The sequence below is a fragment of the Legionella nigrisilvae genome (assembly GCF_977063395.2).
Genome location: NZ_CDRUGZ020000020.1, coordinates 408,733 through 427,441, shown reverse-complemented (window position 1 = coordinate 427,441; position 18,709 = coordinate 408,733). Strand labels below are relative to the sequence as shown.

Sequence of the window (18,709 nt, the reverse complement as noted above, 5' to 3'; positions counted from 1 at the left end):
CATCAGTAAGAATCCTAATATCATATCGCCCAAAACCAATGAATGAATTCTTTCTCATCCACCCTCTAGGTTAAATCAATGAACTCGACCCGATTGCGTCCTTGCGATTTTGCACGATACAGCGCTTCATCTGCAAAATTTAATAGGTAATTTAGGTTATCTTCTTTAGGAAGACAACAGGCTACACCCACACTAATCGTTATAAAAGGAGATATAACTGAATCAGGGTGTGGGAGTTTCAATTTTAATACAGCTTGTCGTAAAGACTCGGCGAACTTAAGTGAGCCGGCCATTTGCGTATCGGGTAAAATACAAGTGAATTCTTCACCACCATACCGTGCAAGCAAGTCAGTACTTCGGGTTACTCTATTTTTTAATGCTCGAGCGACATATTTCAAAGCGTCATCGCCAGCCAGGTGACCAAGGCTGTCGTTGTAACGCTTAAAGAAATCAATGTCCATCATAATAATGGATAAGGGTTTGGAATAACGCAATGCACGATTCCATTCCTGTTTAAGAAAGTCATCAAATCGACGACGATTGGCGATCCCGGTCAATCCATCCCGATAAGACATTTCTTGGAGCAATACCTGGAGTTTCTTTTTTTCAGTGATATCTTCCCCTACACCCACAAAATGTTGAATTTCTCCATGAGTATTAAAAACAGGGGCAATGCTCCACGATTGCCAGAGTGGCTTTCCATTATTTCGGTGGTAGAGAAGTTCGCCATTCCAGGGTCGGCCAGATTGAATCTTTTTCCATAAATCAGCTAATACATTTCTAGGTGTCATTTTTCCATGAAAAATTTCTGTTTTTTGGCCGTATAATTGTTCCCGAGAATAGCCTGTTAATTTGATGATTTGCGGATTGGCATAAATAATCGTTCTTTGTTTATCAACGATCAGGACGGATACAGGGCTTTGTTCAATAGCTGCTTGCATTTCCCGTAAACGATTTCGCTCTTGTATTGATTGAGTTATATCATGAAATGCAATCACAATCCCTTTGGTATTTTTTTTTAATCGAATGGGCGTAGTAATTATAGAAACAGGGAAGCATGATCCATCTTTACGCCAAAAATAATCTTCATCACTTATATAAGGTTTTTCGGTTTGTATCACTTCCATATTTTTACAATCCTCTATGGGATAGGGGATAAGACTATGGTAGGAATGATGAAATAGTTGATGGGCATTTTGACCCAGCATTTCAGCTTCTGTATAGCCTAAGATACTGCATGCTGCGTCATTCGCAAACTCAATCTTATTTTCTTTATTGATGACTAATAAACCCTCGCCCAGTGCAGATGTAATGTCACGTAAATACTGTTCACTTTGTTCCACCTCCTTTTTTGCTTGGTGTAAATCACGAGTTATCTTTGCATTTATTTGGAGTGACTCTTCTAACTCTTGAGTGCGTTTTCTTACTTTATCTTCAAGAATAATTGTGTTTTGAAATACTCCAAAATCTGTCCGTGGAGCATTCATATCTTGTTCAGCTCTATCAATCAATGCCTTAACAATTTTATTGAGGCGTTCAATTTCCGCTTGCAATTCTTTAGTATTATTAAGACTCTTCTCAGGCATCGTGATTTTCCCGTAATGCTCCTATTGCTAGCCCTGTTATGGTTTGATTTATATGAATGCCCTTAAATTGTTCTCCATAAGTGCTAAAGCCAACCACGTTATTGTTCCGAAAAATCTTTTCTACGTCCTCTTTCAATCCCTGACGTTGCATCTCCAAATTTCGCAGTATGCAATCACATGCTAGGACCAATTGTGGCTTGCCGATAGATGTTTGAATTTCTTGAAAGGTTTGCTCCACATTTTTTATTAGATCAATTCCATGAGCAGCCATAAAAACTAAACCGTTATCGATTGCGCAGTAAAATATTAAACTTCCATCTGGGTTAGCTTTTTGAATCGAGCGCACATAATCAACTCCGTTGATGCGTATCACCAAGGGTGTTAAAGAAAACTGCATGGGATCCAGTTCATTCACTGGAGTTTTTACGATGCGGGCATACTCTTCTACTGCTGGATAACCATTAATTTCATTGACAATACGTCGCTCGGGATCTGCTTGGGTCACGACCATCTTTTCATTTCCACAAACAAAATGCTGAGCTTTGAACAACTTAAAAGGATAAATTGTATTAACCAAGATAAGAACGACAGAATCTGTATGGAAGGCACCTTCCGCAAAAACCCATGTTTTCTCAAAACGAAGGTCATCGCCGGCGGAGCCACCAAAAAGCTCAATTTCCCCTAAAATATCTTGTAAAATATTAGTAACTTGTTCTTCGCGTTGCGATAATCCATCTACTAACAAAAAGGCAAAGCTGTTTTCAGAATTAGTAGAAGGAGCTCGCGCTTCAAGTTGTTGAAGCAAATTATTAACAAATACCTGTCCCTTATTATAATTTATATTTTTTAAATCGTTTAGATAACCCGCAACGGCTGTAAAACCATCGGATGCAAAGCTAACACCTGAAAGAGTATGATCTGTATAACCATTGGGTCCAATTTCACCCGCGGTTGTACATCCAATTACTTTCACATTCGGAAAGAGGGTATTTAATTCATTAGCTATGGCATTAAGATCATAAAAACTGGAGCAAAAAAAGAGAACAAGTTCCATATTAGGTTGACATACTGCAGCATGAAACTCTTTGACTGCGGTATGCGGTTCTTTTGCGGCTGACTGTCCAATACGAATGGATTGCTGGGTACTCATCTAACATACTCCATGTTTTGAGAGATGTAAGCTTGAAAATAGGCTCTAACTATCTTTTCTTAAAATATTAGCAATGATTCATTTAATTAAATATAGCATACGCGTAAACCATGAAGTTTAAACAGGAGAGAGCTATACTCGCGCTAATTGTAAGTCCAATAGGTCTCGGGTTCGGGTGAATCTTGGACAGTAGGGGGCTTTGATAAGAAGCCACATTGCAGCATACCCGTTATAGGCCAGCTTAATTGCTGATGCTCTATTACTTTGCCATGACATGAACTCAAAATAAGTTGTCCATTTCTATTAAAAATAGAAAAATTTTTGTCATCCGATAAATTGTGAATCCCTTCCCTAGATAAAGAAGTTATTCTGGGGTTGGTGATAAGTGCGGTATACATAAAATCCATACGATTTTCTGGCGATTCATCTGGCATCGATTCAAAATATTTTTGCGCGCAAAATGATAATGAAGCTGCGCTGCCTGCCAGTGTTTTAACGGATCCTTCTTCTCCAGAGGGTAAAATTCCTTTTTTCATAAGAAAATCGCCTTTATTATCTGCCAAATAGAAACTATTTTGTTCTTTACAAATATCCAAGGTCCCTAGTTTATAGACTCCATCTTTACAACCCGTGGGACCAAGGGCATCTGTTACCAGTATAATTTTGTTTTTAATGGTATTCTGTATCAGAGAAATAAATGAAGGTGATAGGTGTACTCCATCCGCAATAAGTTCCACGCCCGCAGGGCAACGCTCAGGATTTTCAAGTATCCATTGGACCACGTGGCTTTTTGCATCATTTAAAGTAAGTTTTCGTGTTTCTCGGCTACATGATTCTTGACAACCATTACCGAGATGCGTAAATCCACAAGCTCCTGCTGCAACAGCGCGCCCAATGAGTTCTTTATCGGGTGGATTGCAATGTCCGATAAATACTTTTACAAAAATGCCTTCTTGCTCCAGATTTTTTGTCTGTTTGATAAATTCTTCTGCGCCTGGTAAATCGGGTGCGAGGGTAATTTTCCATTGTTTTATATTCGGTGCTACGCTAATAATCTCTCTAAATTTTTCTATAGAAATACTGTCCTGCAGCGCCTCTTCAGCATGAGCTCCCTTGCAACTCTTGGCGATGAAGGGTCCTTCTAGATGAACTCCCACGATTTGAGTTTGACCTGCAATAGGAAAAAGTTCTTGTTTCAAAACAAAATCATTTATTTCTATCAATGATTTCTTTAAGGCGGATATTGGCATAGATACTAAAGTTGCCAATGCATAAGAAAGTCCCGTTTTTCCTAGTGCTTTAACAATGCACTCCAACGATTCATCACTCTTTTCATCATCTAAGTCAGCGAAATCAATACCCCCTTGACCATGGACATGCGCATCTAACAATCCTGGCATTAGGAAATAGGAGCCTTTAGAGTCAATTGTTTTTTCCTCTTGAAGAGGCGACAAATCCTCATCTACATTGAAGAGTACCTTTACACCATTATCGGTAACTTGCACATGTTTTAATTCCTTCATCCCTGAATCGTTATAAACATAGATATTTTTAATTAGCATTTCAGTCCCCTCTTGGGATTAACTCCAGTTAAGGATCTAAAGAGATTCTTTAGAACTTAACTCCTCAGGAAATGCCAAGAGTTCCCTTGCTCAATTAGCTAGAATCGTAAGTCGATAAATCAAATTTTTACTATTCATTGGCATCCTGCACATGATGCATTGTAACAAAATATAAGAATGAGATGAACGAGCGGTTGTGAGAAGCGTGCTTTTAGTAGCCATTCGTTTTATTATAAATTCTGGATTATATAGGTTATTACGCCTCGAACTCACGGAGAAAGTTTTTTATGTTTAGTCGCATTTTTGTTAGGGAAACACCTGAAGGAATGGCAAGTAAGGCTGCTCGAGCAATTCAAAAGAAAATAATGGAAAATAATGAGAAAAGGATACCTACGGTTTTAGGTCTTGCAACAGGGAGCACTCCCGAGCCTTTATATAAAGAGTTAATTCGACTACATCAAAAAGAACACTTAGATTTTTCATTAGTAATTACATTTAATTTAGATGAATATTGGGGTTTGGAGCCAAGCCATAATCAATCTTATAATTACTATATGCATGAACATTTTTTTAATCATGTGAATATTAAAAAAGAAAATATTCATATGCTTGATGGCACGGTGCCGCTTGAATTAATTGAGGAACATGCAAAAAAATTTGAAGAACAGATTAAAGAGGTGGGGGGCATAGACATTCAAATTTTAGGTTTGGGTTTAAACGGTCATATTGGTTTTAATGAGCCAGGATCTGCATTTAATTCTAAGACACGATTAATCCAGTTAGATGATAAGACTCGTGAAGCCAACCAACGATTTTTTAAGACTAAAGGTGAAGTACCAACACATGCTATAACGATGGGTATCGGAACAATCATCCAAAACGCTAAAGCATGTTATTTGTTAGCGACAGGTTTTGCCAAAGCAGACATAATTTCAAGGGTTTATGCTGCTTCTTCACCGAATGAAGAAATCCCGGCTACTGCTTTATTTGCTCATAAAAACGTTACGGTACTACTCGATAAAGAAGCGGCATCGAAGCTGCCGCATTCGCTAAACCCCTGCAAGTCATCATTATTATCTAAAAGTATTTATGCTCCTAAAACTCCTGTGGACCCTCAATTCGTTCCTGTTTCTGACGAATTTTTTCATACTAATTTTACCCAATAAAACATGGCCCTCTGGAATCTGAGATTAGCTGCTTTAAAATGTTCTTTAATTTTAAAGCGGCAAAATATGCACCTTAGATGAAGCAAAACCTTTCCCCTACTTAATTTAAAAGAGGATTTTGAATTTCTGTAGTGGCTGGTGGGGGTGAGTGAAAAATATATATAATAAGCAATAAGAGAAAAATCAGTGTAGAAATATAAAATACAATTTTAGCATTCGGTGTTGATGTAGGATCGGTTCCTTTAAATGCAATGTATCCTGAAACGATAGCTATAACTAAAAAAATAAAAGCAGCTGTTAACATTTTAATCTTTCCTTTTTCTGAGTAAAAAGTATTTATTGCCTTACTTTAGAATTAAATTCTTCATACCTTTTAAGTTCTATTTGTTTTAATTATAGATATCTTTGGCGGGGTTAGTATGTTCATAGCGGTTAACAAAAAAGGTTAGGACAAAACCAAGTCCTAACCTACGTTCATTATTATTAATTTATTAATAACCTACCTGCCCATTTTGAGGGCCCATTTGGTTCTTTTTATATTTTCCTTGTGCTTGGGCACCTTGATAATTTACTTGGCTTTTTTGATAACTGCTTTGACCACTTTGATAATTTACTTGGTTTTGGTAAGTACCTTGACCACTTTGGTAATTTACTTGGTTTTTATGGTAAGTACCTTGATCGTTCTGATAATTTATCTGCCCTTTTTGGTAAGTACCTTGACCATAATTAAGCTGGGTATTTTGATGACCTAGCTGATTACTTTGGTAATTAACTTGGGAATGTCTATATCTTTTTTGATAATTTACTTGACCACTTTGATAACCGACTTGGTTGCTTTGATACCTCATGTGGCGGTTATAATACTTACTATTTCCATATCCAACATAATTATTCTGATATCCGATATGTCTATTATAGTGTCTATAGCCGGAGTAATATCCTGTTCCAATTCCATATCCTAAATTGTTGGAATAATACCCTGCACCAGAATAATAATTAGGACTGTAACCATAACCATAAGAAGTATTATAGTAACGATAAGGGCTGTTATAGTAACCGCTATTCAAGCCTACCCCATAATAACTTCTTGTATACCCCGGTGAAACATAACCCGAAGAATAGGCATAATTAGTTCTATATCCAGGTGAATTCACCGTTTCCGTTGTAGTACAAGCACCTAGGCCAAGCATTGTTGAAGCAACACATACCAAATTGATAGTTTTATTCATTACAAACCTCCTTGTGATAAATGCCACTTTAGTGTAGTAGTTGATTTTAAATTAATCAAACTGGAGTGTTATCAATCATTTATATTATTAGTTGCGCAGGAGCTTATTTATATGATTCAACGTTTTATTACTTATAAATAATTATTCTGGAAAATTATGATTAAAAATGAAACGAATTGCGGGTAAATATTAGTTTGATCCTAGGATAACCCTCAGAAAAAAACGGGAGCGCTGATCTATATTATAATTAAAAGAGTACATAGGGAGAAGTCACTCGCTCCTATGGAACAGATAGGGAGATACAGCATGACTACTCCGGTTGATATTTTATATGTAGAGGATGATGAAGTTGATATTGAGACGATGCAACGTGAGTTTACCAAAATGAACAAGGCAGTTGAGATTGCTGTAGCAAAAAATGGGAAACAAGCACTGGATATGTTATATGGACGTCATGGTCAAAATAAGATCAAGCCAAATGTAATATTGCTTGATCTTAATATGCCTCAAATGAACGGCATCGATTTTTTGAAAAAGTTAAGGAAGGGTTTTGATTTTGGGGATATTAAGGTTTTTGTGCTTACTAGCCTTTATACTACGGAAGAAAAACTCATTACCCGAGATTTACATGTATCGGGTTGTATTATTAAACCCCTGCAGTATACGGATGCACTAAATATTTTGTGGTGTGCATCTGCAAGTGAAGAAATGTCAAAATTATTTTTTATGCAGTAAATAACCATATATTTCAGTATGGTTTCAAGTAATTAATTCTCATTATTCTTGAGTAAAAATAAAACATTGTAAATGTTCGTTATTCAATTCTATTTTGAGATTTAATAAAATTTTTTATTTGCGTAAAACAGTAATGAAGAAATGTTTCGTTGATTTTTATTTTAGAGGCACCTTCTTGGTGATTTATAAGTTCAAGTAGAGAAGTATGGGTAGCTGAATTTAGAAGATGTAGCGTCTCTTGGGTATCGATTCCATATCGGTCTGAATCTAACCTTCCATTTCCATGTAATAAGCAATTTCGAATTTTAGAAATATCAAGTAAGGCGCTCCAGTACACACCACCAACATCGTATCCTAGCTCTCTAAGGGCCATTTCAAATCGAGATATGCTGGCCTTTTTCTTAATTGAATAAGCCCTGCACTCAAGATACAAGCCCGCTTCGAGTTGGGAATACATTTGTAAAAAAGTTGATTCAATCAGGAGGTTTAGACATTCTTGAGAGAGTTCTAGAGCATTTGCTTCGTCTTTTGATAGTTGTTGGCTAATTAGCTTGGATTGGAGATGGCGTATGTCATTTTGGATGGATGCTGCTATTAATTCGTAAGTATTTAGTTGATAATTAATTATTTTTAAAAATTTAAATTGATTCATCAATCATTATCCAAGATTATAAAAGTCTATCTATTTTCTAAATAGAAACATAGCTGCAGATTGTAACAAAATAATATTAAATAATTCAGCTAAAACAAGGACGAAAATGATTTTAATGAGCTTTTGGAGTTTTTTAAAAGAGCTATTTAATAATTGGAGTGAAGACAGAGTTTCAAGTAAAGCTGCAGCACTTGCATATTATATGTTGTTTTCGCTTGCTCCCATTTTATTAATTTGTATCTCTATTGTGGGGATGGTCTTTGGAGAGGAAGCGTCTCGTAGCCAAATCTTGTCTCAAGCAAGCAGTTTAATAGGAAGAGAACCTGCATTACAAATTCAGGAAATAATTCAAAATGCGAATAAGCCCAACAATTCCTTTGTAACAAAAATAGCAAGCTTTATTATCCTTTTGTTTAGTGCCTCGGGAGTATTCACGGAAATTCAAGTGGGGTTAAATGAGATATGGGGAGTTAAAATTAATCCTAACAAAACATGGTTTACCAAGATAAAAAACCGTTTTTTTCCTTTTGTAATTGTTTTAGGAGTTGCATTTTTATTATTAGTCTCCCTAATTTTCAGTACCTTTTTAGCAATTTTAGGTAAGTATTTAAATTATATTGTAGGTACAAGTATTTTAATGGATTTTATAATCAGTCATGTGTTCTCTTTTGTTCTAATTACATTCTTATTTGCCATGACATTTAAAGTTCTGCCTGATGTGATTTTGAAATGGCGTGATGTGTGGTTAGGCGCTTTAATCACTTCGGTATTATTTAGTTGCGGTAAAATTCTAATTGAGTTTTACCTGATTCAATTTCATAAATTTTCTGTATTTGGAGCTGCCGGATCGTTAATTATTATCTTGATATGGATGTTTTACTCATCTCAAATTTTCTTTATTGGAGTAGAAATCACCAAAATACTCTTTATAAATGAGGGCAAAAAAATTGTAATTATGAGAAATGCCATTAAAGAAAATAAGTAAATTAATACGGATCCCACCGCGAAGTTGAACTAGGCTCCACCGTTTCATTTTTTGAGGTGGAGGGTGAAGGTATTTGTTCAAACAAAGAACCAAAATAAGGGATATCCTTTAAAGTTTCTCGAACTTCATTTGAATTTTTTGGCAATTTGCTGTAGCTGTGTTTTATCGGAGGTTCGTCATTAGTTATATTAAGCGCAGTAAAAAGACGATTTATTGCATCTTTTGCAATAAAGTAAGCGCTGCTTATTGCTAAGGCAGGTGGTAATAAAATAGAAACAACCCCTGCAGCAAGAATCGCCCCAGCCGCAATGGGTGCTGGGAGTAATAAAAGGAAGAGAAGGGTTGTGGATATTGAGGCAATTAGAGGTCCTTTGCCTGGATCTAACTCCTTATTCTGATTCGGGAACAGCCAATCCGTAAATTTCTCCGAGAGAGCGCCTGCTCCTAATAAAGTACCACCAAGAACAACAACGGGAAAAACAAGGGCAAACATGGCAAGCAACAATGCAACTAATGCAACACTGACGAGCGCAGTGAAGGGCAATAAAAGTACAACCAGTAGACCAGTTAGTGCGTTTTTCATCTTTATTTACCACGGCGGCGGTGTTTTTTATATTAACACAATGATTATTAAGCGATGCTTAAGTGCCCACCAGAAGGAGCATATATCGACTTATTAAGCTATACTTTTGGGTATGGAATATTGATAGAAAAAATGATTATGCAAAGTAAATTGGATTCTGAACGTTTAGTTACCGAAATACGTAAAAATCTTTCCGATTGGCAGCATTCGGCGATGCCTCCACAATATCGACAGGCAAAGGAAGAACTAATTGAAGGCATAAAATCGCGTGTCAATGAATTAGAAGGGGCTTTGTCGGATACAACCAAGTCCGAGCAAGCGCATAAATCTCTTTTAGATTTGCGTAGCAGTACAAACACAGCTCAATTATTAAGTAATGCGGTAATAACCACTTATGAACGAACTAAGGATGAAAAGATTGACCCCAAGGCTGTGCTCAACAATGCAACAGATTCAATTAGGATCGCATGGAATTTGGCCACCGGATTTGCTTTTGATGATTCCAAATCCCTGAAAGATAAAGCGATAGGTTTTGCAAAAGCTTGTGTTCAAGGCACTATAGGCATGTGTCAAGGTGCACTAAAGGGATTTGAAGAGGGCAAGGGTTTTTTTGATACTGCCGCGAAAATGTGGGCAGGAAGCTTCGACCAGGGTATGAAGGGATACAATAAATCACTTGCCATGAGTACGTTGGATGAGAAAGAGAGGGCCAAATTCATTATAGCGGATATTAGAGCAGAGCATCGAAAAGTGTTAGACGACCCTGATGCCAGCCCAATAAACGAAGCGAGAAAAAAGATCATCGAGGAAGAAGAAAAATATATTAAGACGTTGGAGGGAAATTTAACCCCAAACATTTCTAAAGAAGACCTCTCAAAAACAGTTCGATCCTTAGAGTTACTGCAATTGAGTAACGCTGCTACTTCCTTACAAAGCACCGGCTTATCATTCCTGCATCGCACGGTCCTTGGAGAAAAAGAAAACGTATCTCCTGATGTTCTAGAGAAATTAGGAAAAGATACTTTAAATGTCACTAAAAATTTGAATCGAATTCTTGATGATTCAACACAAAGTTTCCCATCAAAATTATGGACCATGACTAAAGCTTATGCTGGCGCAGCAGTAGAAGGGTTAAAGTCCTTCTATCAAGGCTTCGAGGGGGCTGATTTAAAAGAAAAATCCGTGAATGCCTTGGTGAGTGGTTTTTCCGGTTTTATGAGTAAATTTTCTGAATCTCTTGCTTCCAAAACAGAGTCTCCAGAATTCGATGATAATGAGATAGAGATGACTACTATGTCATCGACTCAACTGGGTAAGGTACAGGAACCTTTGTCAACAATATCGCTGAGTGAATTAGAATCTCCATCTGCTGAAACAATAACAAATGAAGACCCGAGTCCAGACCTGAAAACTCCGACTGTCTCCTAAGCAGGCTTTTAATATTATATATCTTACTATGGGGTTACTGAGCGCATGATGGGATTTTGTAATGAGATCAACGTCTCAGTTGATTGAATTTCTTCAATAAGCTGAATTTTATTGACTAAAAGTTGCTGTAAGGTCTCTATTGATTGACACATTACCTTAATAAAGATATTAAAATGATGGCCAATAGTGTAATAAGCTTCAATGACCTCCTCTAAATCTTCCAGTTTTTTTAAGACGGCCTGATAATCTTTCGCATGATTAAGAGTAATTCCAATGAAACAACAGACATCATATCCTAAACGTTTAGGGTTAACATGCACATGCACCCCTTCAATAATTCCTGCTTGACGCATTTTTTCTACTCGGACATGAATCGTAGCGGGGCTTACAGCATATTTTTTAGCTAATTCCGCATACGCAGTACGCGCATTTTTCATTAAGTCGTTAAGTATTTTTTGGTCCAGATTATCGATTTGATAATTTTCAAGGTCTTTCATGGCAATTTTTTAAATTATTTCTAATAATAATCCTATTTTAATGAATATTATTTTTCTTATCTAGGTTTATTTTAAATTTAGAACAAAAATACATAAAAAAAGCAATATAATATCAACTTTATTAATTTTAAAGGTAGTATTATGAAGCAGGCATTTATTGAAAAACAAAAACAAATAAGCTTTGTTAAGACTTCTTTTTCTCGCGAATTAGAACAAAGATTAGGTCTTATTGAAGTGCAGGGACCATTATTAACGTGTGTCGGGGATGGCGTACAAGATAATTTGTCAGGCACAGAGCAAGCAGTCTCTGTGAAAATTAAAGCCATGCCAGAACGTTCCTTTGAAATTGTTCATTCTTTAGCAAAATGGAAAAGGAAATTGCTCGCAGACTTTGGTTTTCAAGCTGAAGAAGGTATATATACTCATATGAGTGCCTTAAGACCTGATGAGGAAGTGTTAAGTGCAACCCATTCAGTTTTTGTAGACCAATGGGATTGGGAGCGGGTTATAAATGCTCATGATCGCGGTTTAAGTTATTTGAAAAAAACCGTTATTGAACTTTATGGAGCAATAAAGAAAACGGAAAAAATGGTGAGTGATTTTTATGGTTTAAAACCATTTCTCCCTGAATATATTCATTTTATTTATACAGAAGAGTTACTCGCTTTATATCCGCATTTATCCCCTAAAGAAAGAGAGCGGGCTATTACTAAGAAGTATGGAGCAGTTTTTTTAATTGGAATTGGCGGTGCACTATCTGATGGCAAGCCCCATGATTTACGCGCACCGGATTATGATGATTGGAGTACAGTGAATGAAGTGGGTTTCACTGGACTAAACGGTGATATTTTAGTTTGGAATCCAATACTTTCAGATGTTTTTGAAATTTCTTCGATGGGTATTCGAGTTAATGAGTCCACCTTAAAATATCAATTGGCATTAACTGGTTGCCAAAACCGGTTGGATTTTGATTGGCACCAGAAATTAATCTCTGGTTCTTTACCTCAAACGATTGGGGGCGGTATTGGTCAATCTCGTTTGGTAATGCTGTTATTACAGAAAAAACATATTGGACAGGTTCAATGTGGCGTTTGGCCCGAAGCGATAGAAATTTGAATATCGATTGAGGGTAGCAACCGTAATCTAAGATACTGCAAAGTACTTGGATTACGCTACAAGTTCATTCTAAAACTTTATATCCCAAAATATACTTATTTGTAATGCCGACATCCATTTAATCAACTATAATTTTTTAATTCTAGAGCTCCTTTTTAATGGATAAGTAAATGAAAACATTCACGCAATAAATCGATTAGCTCAAGTGCAATGGAAGGGGTCTGATTTATTAGCACAGTTTAAGAAGTCGAATGTAATAATACGTGATGTGATTATTAGACACGGTCAAACAAGCCTATAGACACTGGCGAGCCTCACGAACAATGCGCGGGCAAATTCCTGATGAGTTATGGGAGCAGGTCAAGGGATTATTGGGTGATTATACTCCTTCGAAAATCGGCAGTCATTTAGGGATTAGTCCAATCCAAATCAGGAAAAAATTATTGCCTGTAGAGAAAACGGACCTGAAATTTGTTGAGGTAAAAGGAAAACCTACGAGGAGGCTTGATTCAGAGTTTCTATCGAATAACGATGCGCTTGGTAGTGTTGAACTTCATCGTCCCTGTGGCAGTATACTGAAAATCAATGCAGTGCCTCTGAGTAGGGTATCAAAACTCATTCTGGATTTCTGGAGCAATGATGCTGCAGATTACCCCACAACATCGGTTGTTACTTGCTGTTGAACCCATTGATTTTAGAAAAGGCATCGATGGCTTGAAAGCCTTATTCCGACAAAAGTTTCTTGATGACCCCTTCAGCGGCGGCGTATTTGTTTTTACCAATCGCATGCGAATGTGAACCAAAGAACCATTGGCCGCTAGTTTCTCTAAGACTGGGAATACCAACAACGCACAACCAGCTAATTCTTCCATCAGTTGCCATTGGGTAGATGCCGGAATGGGAAAACCAAGAAGTGATAGAACGTATTCTTGCCGATGAAATGGCATGGCCATGTAGTACTTTTGTAACGCCAAGATTGCTTTAAAACTCGGATGATATTTTTCTTTATCGACATGGGCTGGGATGGTGGCTGAAAAGATTTCATTACATAAAGCACATCGTAGCTTCTCAGTCCAGTATTTATCAACAGAGGCCAGATTTTGCCCTTTGATGTTAATGAGGACGCCGGGATTGATGGAATAAAGTCTGCCGCCACTGCTATGTGGACATAGTTCACAGGCGCTCAGGAACTCTTACGGAATGGTGTGTTCCTGTACATTGATGTAGGCGGTATGCGGAAGGCGTCCATGTCCTTTAGGCTCTTTGGGCGCATGGCTCTCTTAATTTGATTGGCTCGGCGCAGGTTCTCCTGCAGCAGTGTTATTATGTTCTACCTTTGGAGATTGTCTTATTGGTTCGTGGTCTTATCTCTGTTGCCAAAGATAAACCGCTTTAAATTGGATACAGAGACTTTATGCTCGAGCAGTGCCCGCGGGATCCAAGAAGCCAGGTGAATACAACCAATGACAAACGGTTTTGTGCCCTCAGGTAGGTTGGATGAGTGCACCAATGCAACGATCTGCTCAACTTCTTCCTGAGATTTTTAATGACAATGGGTAATTCTTTTGCTGGTGTCATTAGCAACATTGCTCCTCTTAGGGGAGCAAGATTAGCTAGCAGTCTTAATAAAATCAATAGGTTGTGCTGAAAATAATGAATCAATGCTTTTTGGCTGCAAAGTCAGAAAGTATTTATAGTGTTCCATAAGTTAATCTGGATGGGGGAATATGTTGTAACGGTGTACTTTCATTTACTGTAATAACAATTTCCCTACGTGAAAAAATTGAATATGCTGATAATTTTTCATTATTTGTTACGTCTCGTCGTATTACCTTTAATGCCTCAATACAACGTGTAAATATATTAATGGTATCCTCCAGGTACTGATCCTGTTTTAATAAGCCAATATCTCGCAATAATTGCACGTGAATGTCATGATAAATTGGGGCGTGAAGCCCTTGCATATCAGCCAGCTTATTCGAAATGAGTTCCAATCTTTCAATAAAGCGTTGATATTCAAGATTTGCAATCTTTTTTTCTATATTCCAAAAATTAGCAGAGCACGTAGATATCCCGACTACAGGAATAAGAAGAAGCCAAGGTGTCAATATTGCAAGAGCCCCGTATAAGTCAACCTGCTCTCTATAATATCCTCTTGTTTCATAGTCAAGCACTTCTTTATGAGATTTTAAATATTGGTAGGCATCAACAGCACGATAAATAAAATATAATATAATAACTAGTGAACAACAAATAGATCCACCTGACATACTTATTGTTGCCGCCCTAAAACATGGATCAGCTTGTGGAGTGCGTCTTTGTAAGTCAGCTAAATAATCTTCCATCTGCTTAATCAAGCAATTCAAAACAAGCCTGTCATTATTTGAATGTTGGTAGTGATAAGTGATTGAAGATGAAGGAAAGGATTTCGAAATATTGCTCCTTGCTACTGTATTAAGCTTTGTGTCTGATTTTAAATTATCTTTGAACGCTCGCGGCATCTCCACTAATATGGAGTCCGGGATGATTTCTTGTCCTATCATTAAGACAAAGTCTTCGTCATTTTTATCACCACGATCTTCAACTATTTCTTTACCTTTTTCTGATTCAAAAGATCTTTGATCTGACTCGATAAAAGCATACCCCCTAGCTTCATAGGATAATATTTGATCTTTTGGTACGCTCACACTTTGCAGATATAATGCTCTTGGAATCATTCTTGGATTACATAAATAATTAGCTCTTACTAACTCGACCAGGCTAAGAGTTCCGCTATATCGTATATAAATACTTTTTACCATGGGATCATATTTGTCTTTTTGTTCTTCGAATAACTGAGCATAAGCACGTAAAAATTGTGCCCTCTCTCCGCTTTTAAGACAAAGCAAAATATGTTCTTGATCGCGGATAGGAAGTTGCCTATGCAACATAAAAGGTGTGATATTTTCATTATTGAAAAGATGTAGGTCTGCTCCATTTTTAAATAGTATTACTATGATCTGAATGTGCTTTTTTATAGACTCCTCATCTATTGGTTGTTCTTTCCTGCAATCCAGAAGTACCTGATAGCATTTATGCAATGCCGTATTACCGTCATCATCAGCTTGATTAATAAATTCATTATCTTTATCTGAAATGACATGATGAAATAAGATATCTATAATTTTAAGCTGACCAAGCCAAGCTGTTTTATGTAAAAGTGTAGATTTATATATGTCACATGCAAAAATCAAAGTTTGTTGCTCGTCCTTTTTTGCCTGATTTAGTAGCTTGATAAAAATATCGCAAAATGAATCTTTTGCTGCATACCAAAAAACCGTTCTTAATTCATGGTCTTTTGTATAAATCACTTTATTATTTTTCATTTCATTAAATAAAAAGTTAGATAGTTCCTCATCACCAGTTGCTAAGGCCAGATGTAAAAGCGTTTTATTCTCTTCATCACAAGCAAATAAAGAAGCGGGCGATCGCTCATTGATTAACCTAACCAGGTCTATCACATCCTCGAAGTTATTTTCTTTAATAGCTTTAATTAATGCATCAACGAAATAGCGTCTCGTGTACATCCATAACTTCCTTAATTGTATATAAAATGTTTAATGTATTTCAGTTTAATCGATAGATCAGAAAGCTCATAAGAAAAACATTGGTTAGTACTCTTTTAATTTCATATTATCTAGGGAGTAAAATGAAATTGAAGTATCAAAAATCAATCATATTATAAAACCAAACGCCCAAAGATATATAACTTCCTCAAATGAAAATTGGTTATATCCAGAGAAAGATATTAGATCTAGTTGCGATTTTATGAGAGGAATCTTATTGCCTCCAAAGAATCAGCTGCATAAATTTGACACAATATCCTTAAGTGCACGAGTTGACGATGGCTCCACTTACCACCAGGACGCATTTGCTAAAAGCGTCCCTCATTTTACCTGTAGTGTTCTGTAAATGAAGACTCTCTTTTCCCCATTCATCTTCGCATAGGAATTCATACTGGAGCTGTAGTGGGCGGAGTCATTGGCAAGAAAAAATTTGCCTATGATTTGTGGGGGAAAGCCATCAATATAGCAAGCCGTATGGAGTCTCATGGTGAGTCCGATCGAATTCATGTGAGTGAAGAAACTTATCAACTGCTGAAAGATCTTTTTGAATTTGAAAAAAGAGGAACCATTTTAGTCAAAGGAATAGGGGATATGCCCACCTATTTTTTAGTAAAGCCCAAACCCACCCAGTTATTTGAATAATTTCGATAATTTGTTGGTTCTTCTTATTAATCGTTACCCACTTATAAATTAAAGTACTAAAATTAAGTTATGGACACACGTCACCATTACTTATATGGACATAAATTACAATATCGCAAGAAGTTCAATTATTTTAAAAGAATATGTGAACAAATATGCTTATATAGGATTAAGCATTTCGATTTGTAGTATTTTAATCGCTTCGCTGGTTGTGTCTTATCAAATCACAGGATTTGTCAATCTAAATGGTTTTATTAGGGCGCAAACAACAAATCCTGCCATTTGGATTCTTGATTTAACTCCTTTTCTATTTGCTTATTGGGGGCAATCATTTTTCCATGGATTGGTGAACACCACAGAATCACTTGTTGCAGATAAAACGGAAGCTCTTCTATATAAAAGTAGCGATCTCGAATCAAAACTAAAATATAAAAGTGAACATGATTATTTCACACAATTACCTAATGCCTTCCTGTTTAGTGAGCAAATCAAACAAGCCATTAATAAAATGGAGGAGTTACATGAATTGGCGGTTATTATATTAAAATTAAATGATTTTAAGGTCATTCACGATAATTTCGGTGATTTTAATGCCAACAGTGTTTTAACCCAGTTTGTTAAAAAACTAAAAGACATGTTAATTAACCCTTTTATGCTGAAAGCGACTATGGGCATAAATACTATAGCTCGGATAGAAAGCGATGAATTTGCTTTATTGCTTCCTAGATTGAATGAACAGGTTAATTATAACACCTTATTGAAAAACATTGTTGAGATAACGACTCTTGATTTTATAGTAGATGGTATCCATGTAAATATTGGTACCACGGCCGGAGCTGCAATTTATCCTCGTGATGGAGATGATAACGTTTCTTTAATCAGTCATGCACGAACGGCAGTTTTTCATGCAAGAAAGAAAGAAAAGCCTTTTGCTATTTATAATGCAAATATGGAAGAGGACTTTACTACCAACCGAATTGTGATGAATGCCTTGAAGAAATCTATAGAAAACCAGGAGATGAAGATCTATTATCAACCTGCTGTGGAGCTGAAAACAGGTAGAATCATTGGTGCTGAAGTCATGGTGCGTTTTGTACATGAACAATATGGCTTACTCAGTTTGGAAAAATTTATGCCACTTATTGAGCGATCGAGTTTAACCCAGCAATTAACCTCGTTCATGTTAATAAATGTTACGAAACAATTAGCACTTTGGCATCAGGCAGGACATAAAATTTTTGCATCGGTTAATCTTTCTGTTCAGGATGCGGTTGATAAAAAATTACCAGAATTTGTAGAGAAATTACTTAAAGAAAATAAAATTGCTCCAGAGTATTTGACCTTAGAGTTTAATGAGCGGGCGTGTCTATCGGATCAGGAACAATCAATTGAAGTATTAAATCAATTAAGCAATTTAGGCGTGAAGCTATCAATACATGATTTTTGTAGTGGTTATTCTTCAATTCTTTATTTAGCCAATTTGCCAATTAATGAAATAAAAATTGATAAGTCACTTATTTTGAACATGATTAAAGACAAGAGGAAGTCTAAAATTGTTGAAGCGATTGTTAAATTAGCACAAACCTTAGAGCTAGAGGTAATGGCTGATGGAGTAGAAGATAAGGAAATTAGAGAACAGCTGAAGCAATATGGTTGTAAATATGGGCAAGGAACGTATTTCTCAAATCAACTGAGTCCTTATGAATTTATGGCTTTGTTACATTCAGGTATAAGATAAAGGTTCGTGAAATGAATGAGGAGGCTCTTTTATTC

The 18,709-nt window shown here is 36.4% G+C and carries 17 protein-coding genes and 1 pseudogene; 9 read left to right on the top strand and 9 right to left on the bottom strand.

Features of this window, described 5'->3' with window-relative positions:
* Window positions 1-65: 65 nt before the first annotated feature.
* The 3 genes from ACWTE2_RS10570 to ACWTE2_RS10560 form a co-directional block, all read right to left on the bottom strand.
* On the bottom strand, window positions 66-1,586 hold the full coding sequence (locus ACWTE2_RS10570) for a sensor domain-containing diguanylate cyclase (protein WP_454785333.1): 1,521 nt from the start codon (window positions 1,584-1,586) through the stop codon (window positions 66-68).
* On the bottom strand, window positions 1,579-2,736 hold the full coding sequence (nosP, locus tag ACWTE2_RS10565; protein ID WP_454785332.1) for a nitric oxide-sensing protein NosP: 1,158 nt from the start codon (window positions 2,734-2,736) through the stop codon (window positions 1,579-1,581). Before nosP ends, ACWTE2_RS10570 begins: the two co-directional genes overlap by 8 nt.
* A gap of 143 nt (window positions 2,737-2,879) precedes the next feature.
* Window positions 2,880-4,298, bottom strand: coding sequence for an N-acetylglucosamine-6-phosphate deacetylase (locus ACWTE2_RS10560; RefSeq protein ID WP_454785331.1), 1,419 nt, complete (start codon window positions 4,296-4,298; stop codon window positions 2,880-2,882).
* Window positions 4,299-4,585: 287 nt separating this feature from the next.
* Here ACWTE2_RS10560 and nagB point away from each other — a divergent pair, with 287 nt between their 5' ends.
* A complete protein-coding gene (nagB, locus tag ACWTE2_RS10555) occupies window positions 4,586-5,464 on the top strand; it encodes a glucosamine-6-phosphate deaminase (RefSeq protein WP_454785330.1) in 879 nt (292 codons plus the stop codon).
* A 100-nt stretch (window positions 5,465-5,564) separates the two neighbouring features.
* Here the strand turns inward: nagB and ACWTE2_RS10550 are convergent, their stop codons facing one another.
* Together ACWTE2_RS10550 and ACWTE2_RS10545 are read right to left on the bottom strand one after the other, a co-directional pair.
* Window positions 5,565-5,768 (bottom strand): DUF1328 family protein, encoded by a 204-nt coding sequence (locus tag ACWTE2_RS10550; RefSeq protein WP_182392778.1) that lies wholly within the window; start codon window positions 5,766-5,768, stop codon window positions 5,565-5,567.
* A 187-nt stretch (window positions 5,769-5,955) separates the two neighbouring features.
* A complete protein-coding gene (locus ACWTE2_RS10545) occupies window positions 5,956-6,693 on the bottom strand; it encodes a hypothetical protein (RefSeq protein ID WP_454785329.1) in 738 nt (245 codons plus the stop codon).
* Window positions 6,694-6,999: 306 nt separating this feature from the next.
* Here ACWTE2_RS10545 and ACWTE2_RS10540 point away from each other — a divergent pair, with 306 nt between their 5' ends.
* Window positions 7,000-7,428, top strand: coding sequence for a response regulator (locus ACWTE2_RS10540; protein WP_454785328.1), 429 nt, complete (start codon window positions 7,000-7,002; stop codon window positions 7,426-7,428).
* Between the two features lie 79 nt (window positions 7,429-7,507).
* Here ACWTE2_RS10540 and ACWTE2_RS10535 read toward each other — a convergent pair whose 3' ends face one another.
* On the bottom strand, window positions 7,508-8,080 hold the full coding sequence (locus ACWTE2_RS10535) for a hypothetical protein (protein ID WP_182392781.1): 573 nt from the start codon (window positions 8,078-8,080) through the stop codon (window positions 7,508-7,510).
* 106 nt (window positions 8,081-8,186) lie between these two features.
* On the opposite strand from ACWTE2_RS10535, the gene ACWTE2_RS10530 reads away from it, so the two are divergent.
* On the top strand, window positions 8,187-9,065 hold the full coding sequence (locus ACWTE2_RS10530) for a YihY/virulence factor BrkB family protein (protein WP_454785327.1): 879 nt from the start codon (window positions 8,187-8,189) through the stop codon (window positions 9,063-9,065).
* Window position 9,066: 1 nt separating this feature from the next.
* Here the strand turns inward: ACWTE2_RS10530 and ACWTE2_RS10525 are convergent, their stop codons facing one another.
* Window positions 9,067-9,648 (bottom strand): hypothetical protein, encoded by a 582-nt coding sequence (locus ACWTE2_RS10525; RefSeq protein WP_454785326.1) that lies wholly within the window; start codon window positions 9,646-9,648, stop codon window positions 9,067-9,069.
* 54 nt (window positions 9,649-9,702) lie between these two features.
* On the opposite strand from ACWTE2_RS10525, the gene ACWTE2_RS10520 reads away from it, so the two are divergent.
* Entirely contained in the window at window positions 9,703-11,076 is a 1,374-nt protein-coding gene (locus tag ACWTE2_RS10520; RefSeq protein WP_454785325.1) for a hypothetical protein, read from the top strand.
* 26 nt (window positions 11,077-11,102) lie between these two features.
* Here ACWTE2_RS10520 and asnC read toward each other — a convergent pair whose 3' ends face one another.
* Entirely contained in the window at window positions 11,103-11,573 is a 471-nt protein-coding gene (asnC, locus tag ACWTE2_RS10515) for a transcriptional regulator AsnC (protein ID WP_454785324.1), read from the bottom strand.
* Between the two features lie 141 nt (window positions 11,574-11,714).
* Here asnC and asnA point away from each other — a divergent pair, with 141 nt between their 5' ends.
* From asnA to tnpB, 3 genes are all read left to right on the top strand, one after another.
* Window positions 11,715-12,689, top strand: a complete 975-nt coding sequence (gene asnA / locus ACWTE2_RS10510) for an aspartate--ammonia ligase (RefSeq protein ID WP_182392786.1) — start codon at window positions 11,715-11,717, stop codon at window positions 12,687-12,689.
* A gap of 323 nt (window positions 12,690-13,012) precedes the next feature.
* On the top strand, window positions 13,013-13,372 hold the full coding sequence (locus ACWTE2_RS10505) for a hypothetical protein (protein WP_454785323.1): 360 nt from the start codon (window positions 13,013-13,015) through the stop codon (window positions 13,370-13,372).
* A complete protein-coding gene (gene tnpB / locus ACWTE2_RS10500; protein ID WP_454785322.1) occupies window positions 13,326-13,487 on the top strand; it encodes an IS66 family insertion sequence element accessory protein TnpB in 162 nt (53 codons plus the stop codon). The genes ACWTE2_RS10505 and tnpB overlap by 47 nt, the downstream gene beginning before the upstream one ends.
* 893 nt (window positions 13,488-14,380) lie before the next feature.
* Here the strand turns inward: tnpB and ACWTE2_RS10495 are convergent.
* Window positions 14,381-16,255 carry an ankyrin repeat domain-containing protein gene (locus tag ACWTE2_RS10495; protein ID WP_454785321.1) on the bottom strand — a complete coding sequence of 625 codons (1,875 nt, stop codon included), beginning with the start codon at window positions 16,253-16,255 and terminating at the stop codon, window positions 14,381-14,383.
* A 393-nt stretch (window positions 16,256-16,648) separates the two neighbouring features.
* Here ACWTE2_RS10495 and ACWTE2_RS10490 point away from each other — a divergent pair.
* Together ACWTE2_RS10490 and ACWTE2_RS10485 are read left to right on the top strand one after the other, a co-directional pair.
* Window positions 16,649-16,936, top strand: a pseudogene (locus ACWTE2_RS10490) (adenylate/guanylate cyclase domain-containing protein); the annotation flags it as partial.
* Between the two features lie 94 nt (window positions 16,937-17,030).
* Window positions 17,031-18,674 carry a putative bifunctional diguanylate cyclase/phosphodiesterase gene (locus ACWTE2_RS10485; protein WP_454785320.1) on the top strand — a complete coding sequence of 548 codons (1,644 nt, stop codon included), beginning with the start codon at window positions 17,031-17,033 and terminating at the stop codon, window positions 18,672-18,674.
* Window positions 18,675-18,709: the final 35 nt, after the last annotated feature.

What these genes read in the sequence shown, in the direction of transcription:
- asnC (WP_454785324.1), bottom strand. Translation starts at nt 11,573, where the DNA reads ATGAAAGACCTTGAAAATTATCAAATCGATAATCTGGACCAAAAAATA.
- ACWTE2_RS10485 (WP_454785320.1), top strand. Translation starts at nt 17,031, where the DNA reads ATGGACATAAATTACAATATCGCAAGAAGTTCAATTATTTTAAAAGAA.
- ACWTE2_RS10525 (WP_454785326.1), bottom strand. Translation starts at nt 9,648, where the DNA reads ATGAAAAACGCACTAACTGGTCTACTGGTTGTACTTTTATTGCCCTTC.
- tnpB (WP_454785322.1), top strand. Translation starts at nt 13,326, where the DNA reads ATGATGCTGCAGATTACCCCACAACATCGGTTGTTACTTGCTGTTGAA.
- ACWTE2_RS10570 (WP_454785333.1), bottom strand. Translation starts at nt 1,586, where the DNA reads ATGCCTGAGAAGAGTCTTAATAATACTAAAGAATTGCAAGCGGAAATT.
- ACWTE2_RS10520 (WP_454785325.1), top strand. Translation starts at nt 9,703, where the DNA reads ATGCTTAAGTGCCCACCAGAAGGAGCATATATCGACTTATTAAGCTAT.
- ACWTE2_RS10530 (WP_454785327.1), top strand. Translation starts at nt 8,187, where the DNA reads ATGATTTTAATGAGCTTTTGGAGTTTTTTAAAAGAGCTATTTAATAAT.
- ACWTE2_RS10560 (WP_454785331.1), bottom strand. Translation starts at nt 4,298, where the DNA reads ATGCTAATTAAAAATATCTATGTTTATAACGATTCAGGGATGAAGGAA.
- nagB (WP_454785330.1), top strand. Translation starts at nt 4,586, where the DNA reads ATGTTTAGTCGCATTTTTGTTAGGGAAACACCTGAAGGAATGGCAAGT.
- ACWTE2_RS10550 (WP_182392778.1), bottom strand. Translation starts at nt 5,768, where the DNA reads ATGTTAACAGCTGCTTTTATTTTTTTAGTTATAGCTATCGTTTCAGGA.
- ACWTE2_RS10545 (WP_454785329.1), bottom strand. Translation starts at nt 6,693, where the DNA reads ATGAATAAAACTATCAATTTGGTATGTGTTGCTTCAACAATGCTTGGC.
- ACWTE2_RS10495 (WP_454785321.1), bottom strand. Translation starts at nt 16,255, where the DNA reads ATGTACACGAGACGCTATTTCGTTGATGCATTAATTAAAGCTATTAAA.
- asnA (WP_182392786.1), top strand. Translation starts at nt 11,715, where the DNA reads ATGAAGCAGGCATTTATTGAAAAACAAAAACAAATAAGCTTTGTTAAG.
- ACWTE2_RS10535 (WP_182392781.1), bottom strand. Translation starts at nt 8,080, where the DNA reads ATGAATCAATTTAAATTTTTAAAAATAATTAATTATCAACTAAATACT.
- ACWTE2_RS10540 (WP_454785328.1), top strand. Translation starts at nt 7,000, where the DNA reads ATGACTACTCCGGTTGATATTTTATATGTAGAGGATGATGAAGTTGAT.
- nosP (WP_454785332.1), bottom strand. Translation starts at nt 2,736, where the DNA reads ATGAGTACCCAGCAATCCATTCGTATTGGACAGTCAGCCGCAAAAGAA.
- ACWTE2_RS10505 (WP_454785323.1), top strand. Translation starts at nt 13,013, where the DNA reads ATGCGCGGGCAAATTCCTGATGAGTTATGGGAGCAGGTCAAGGGATTA.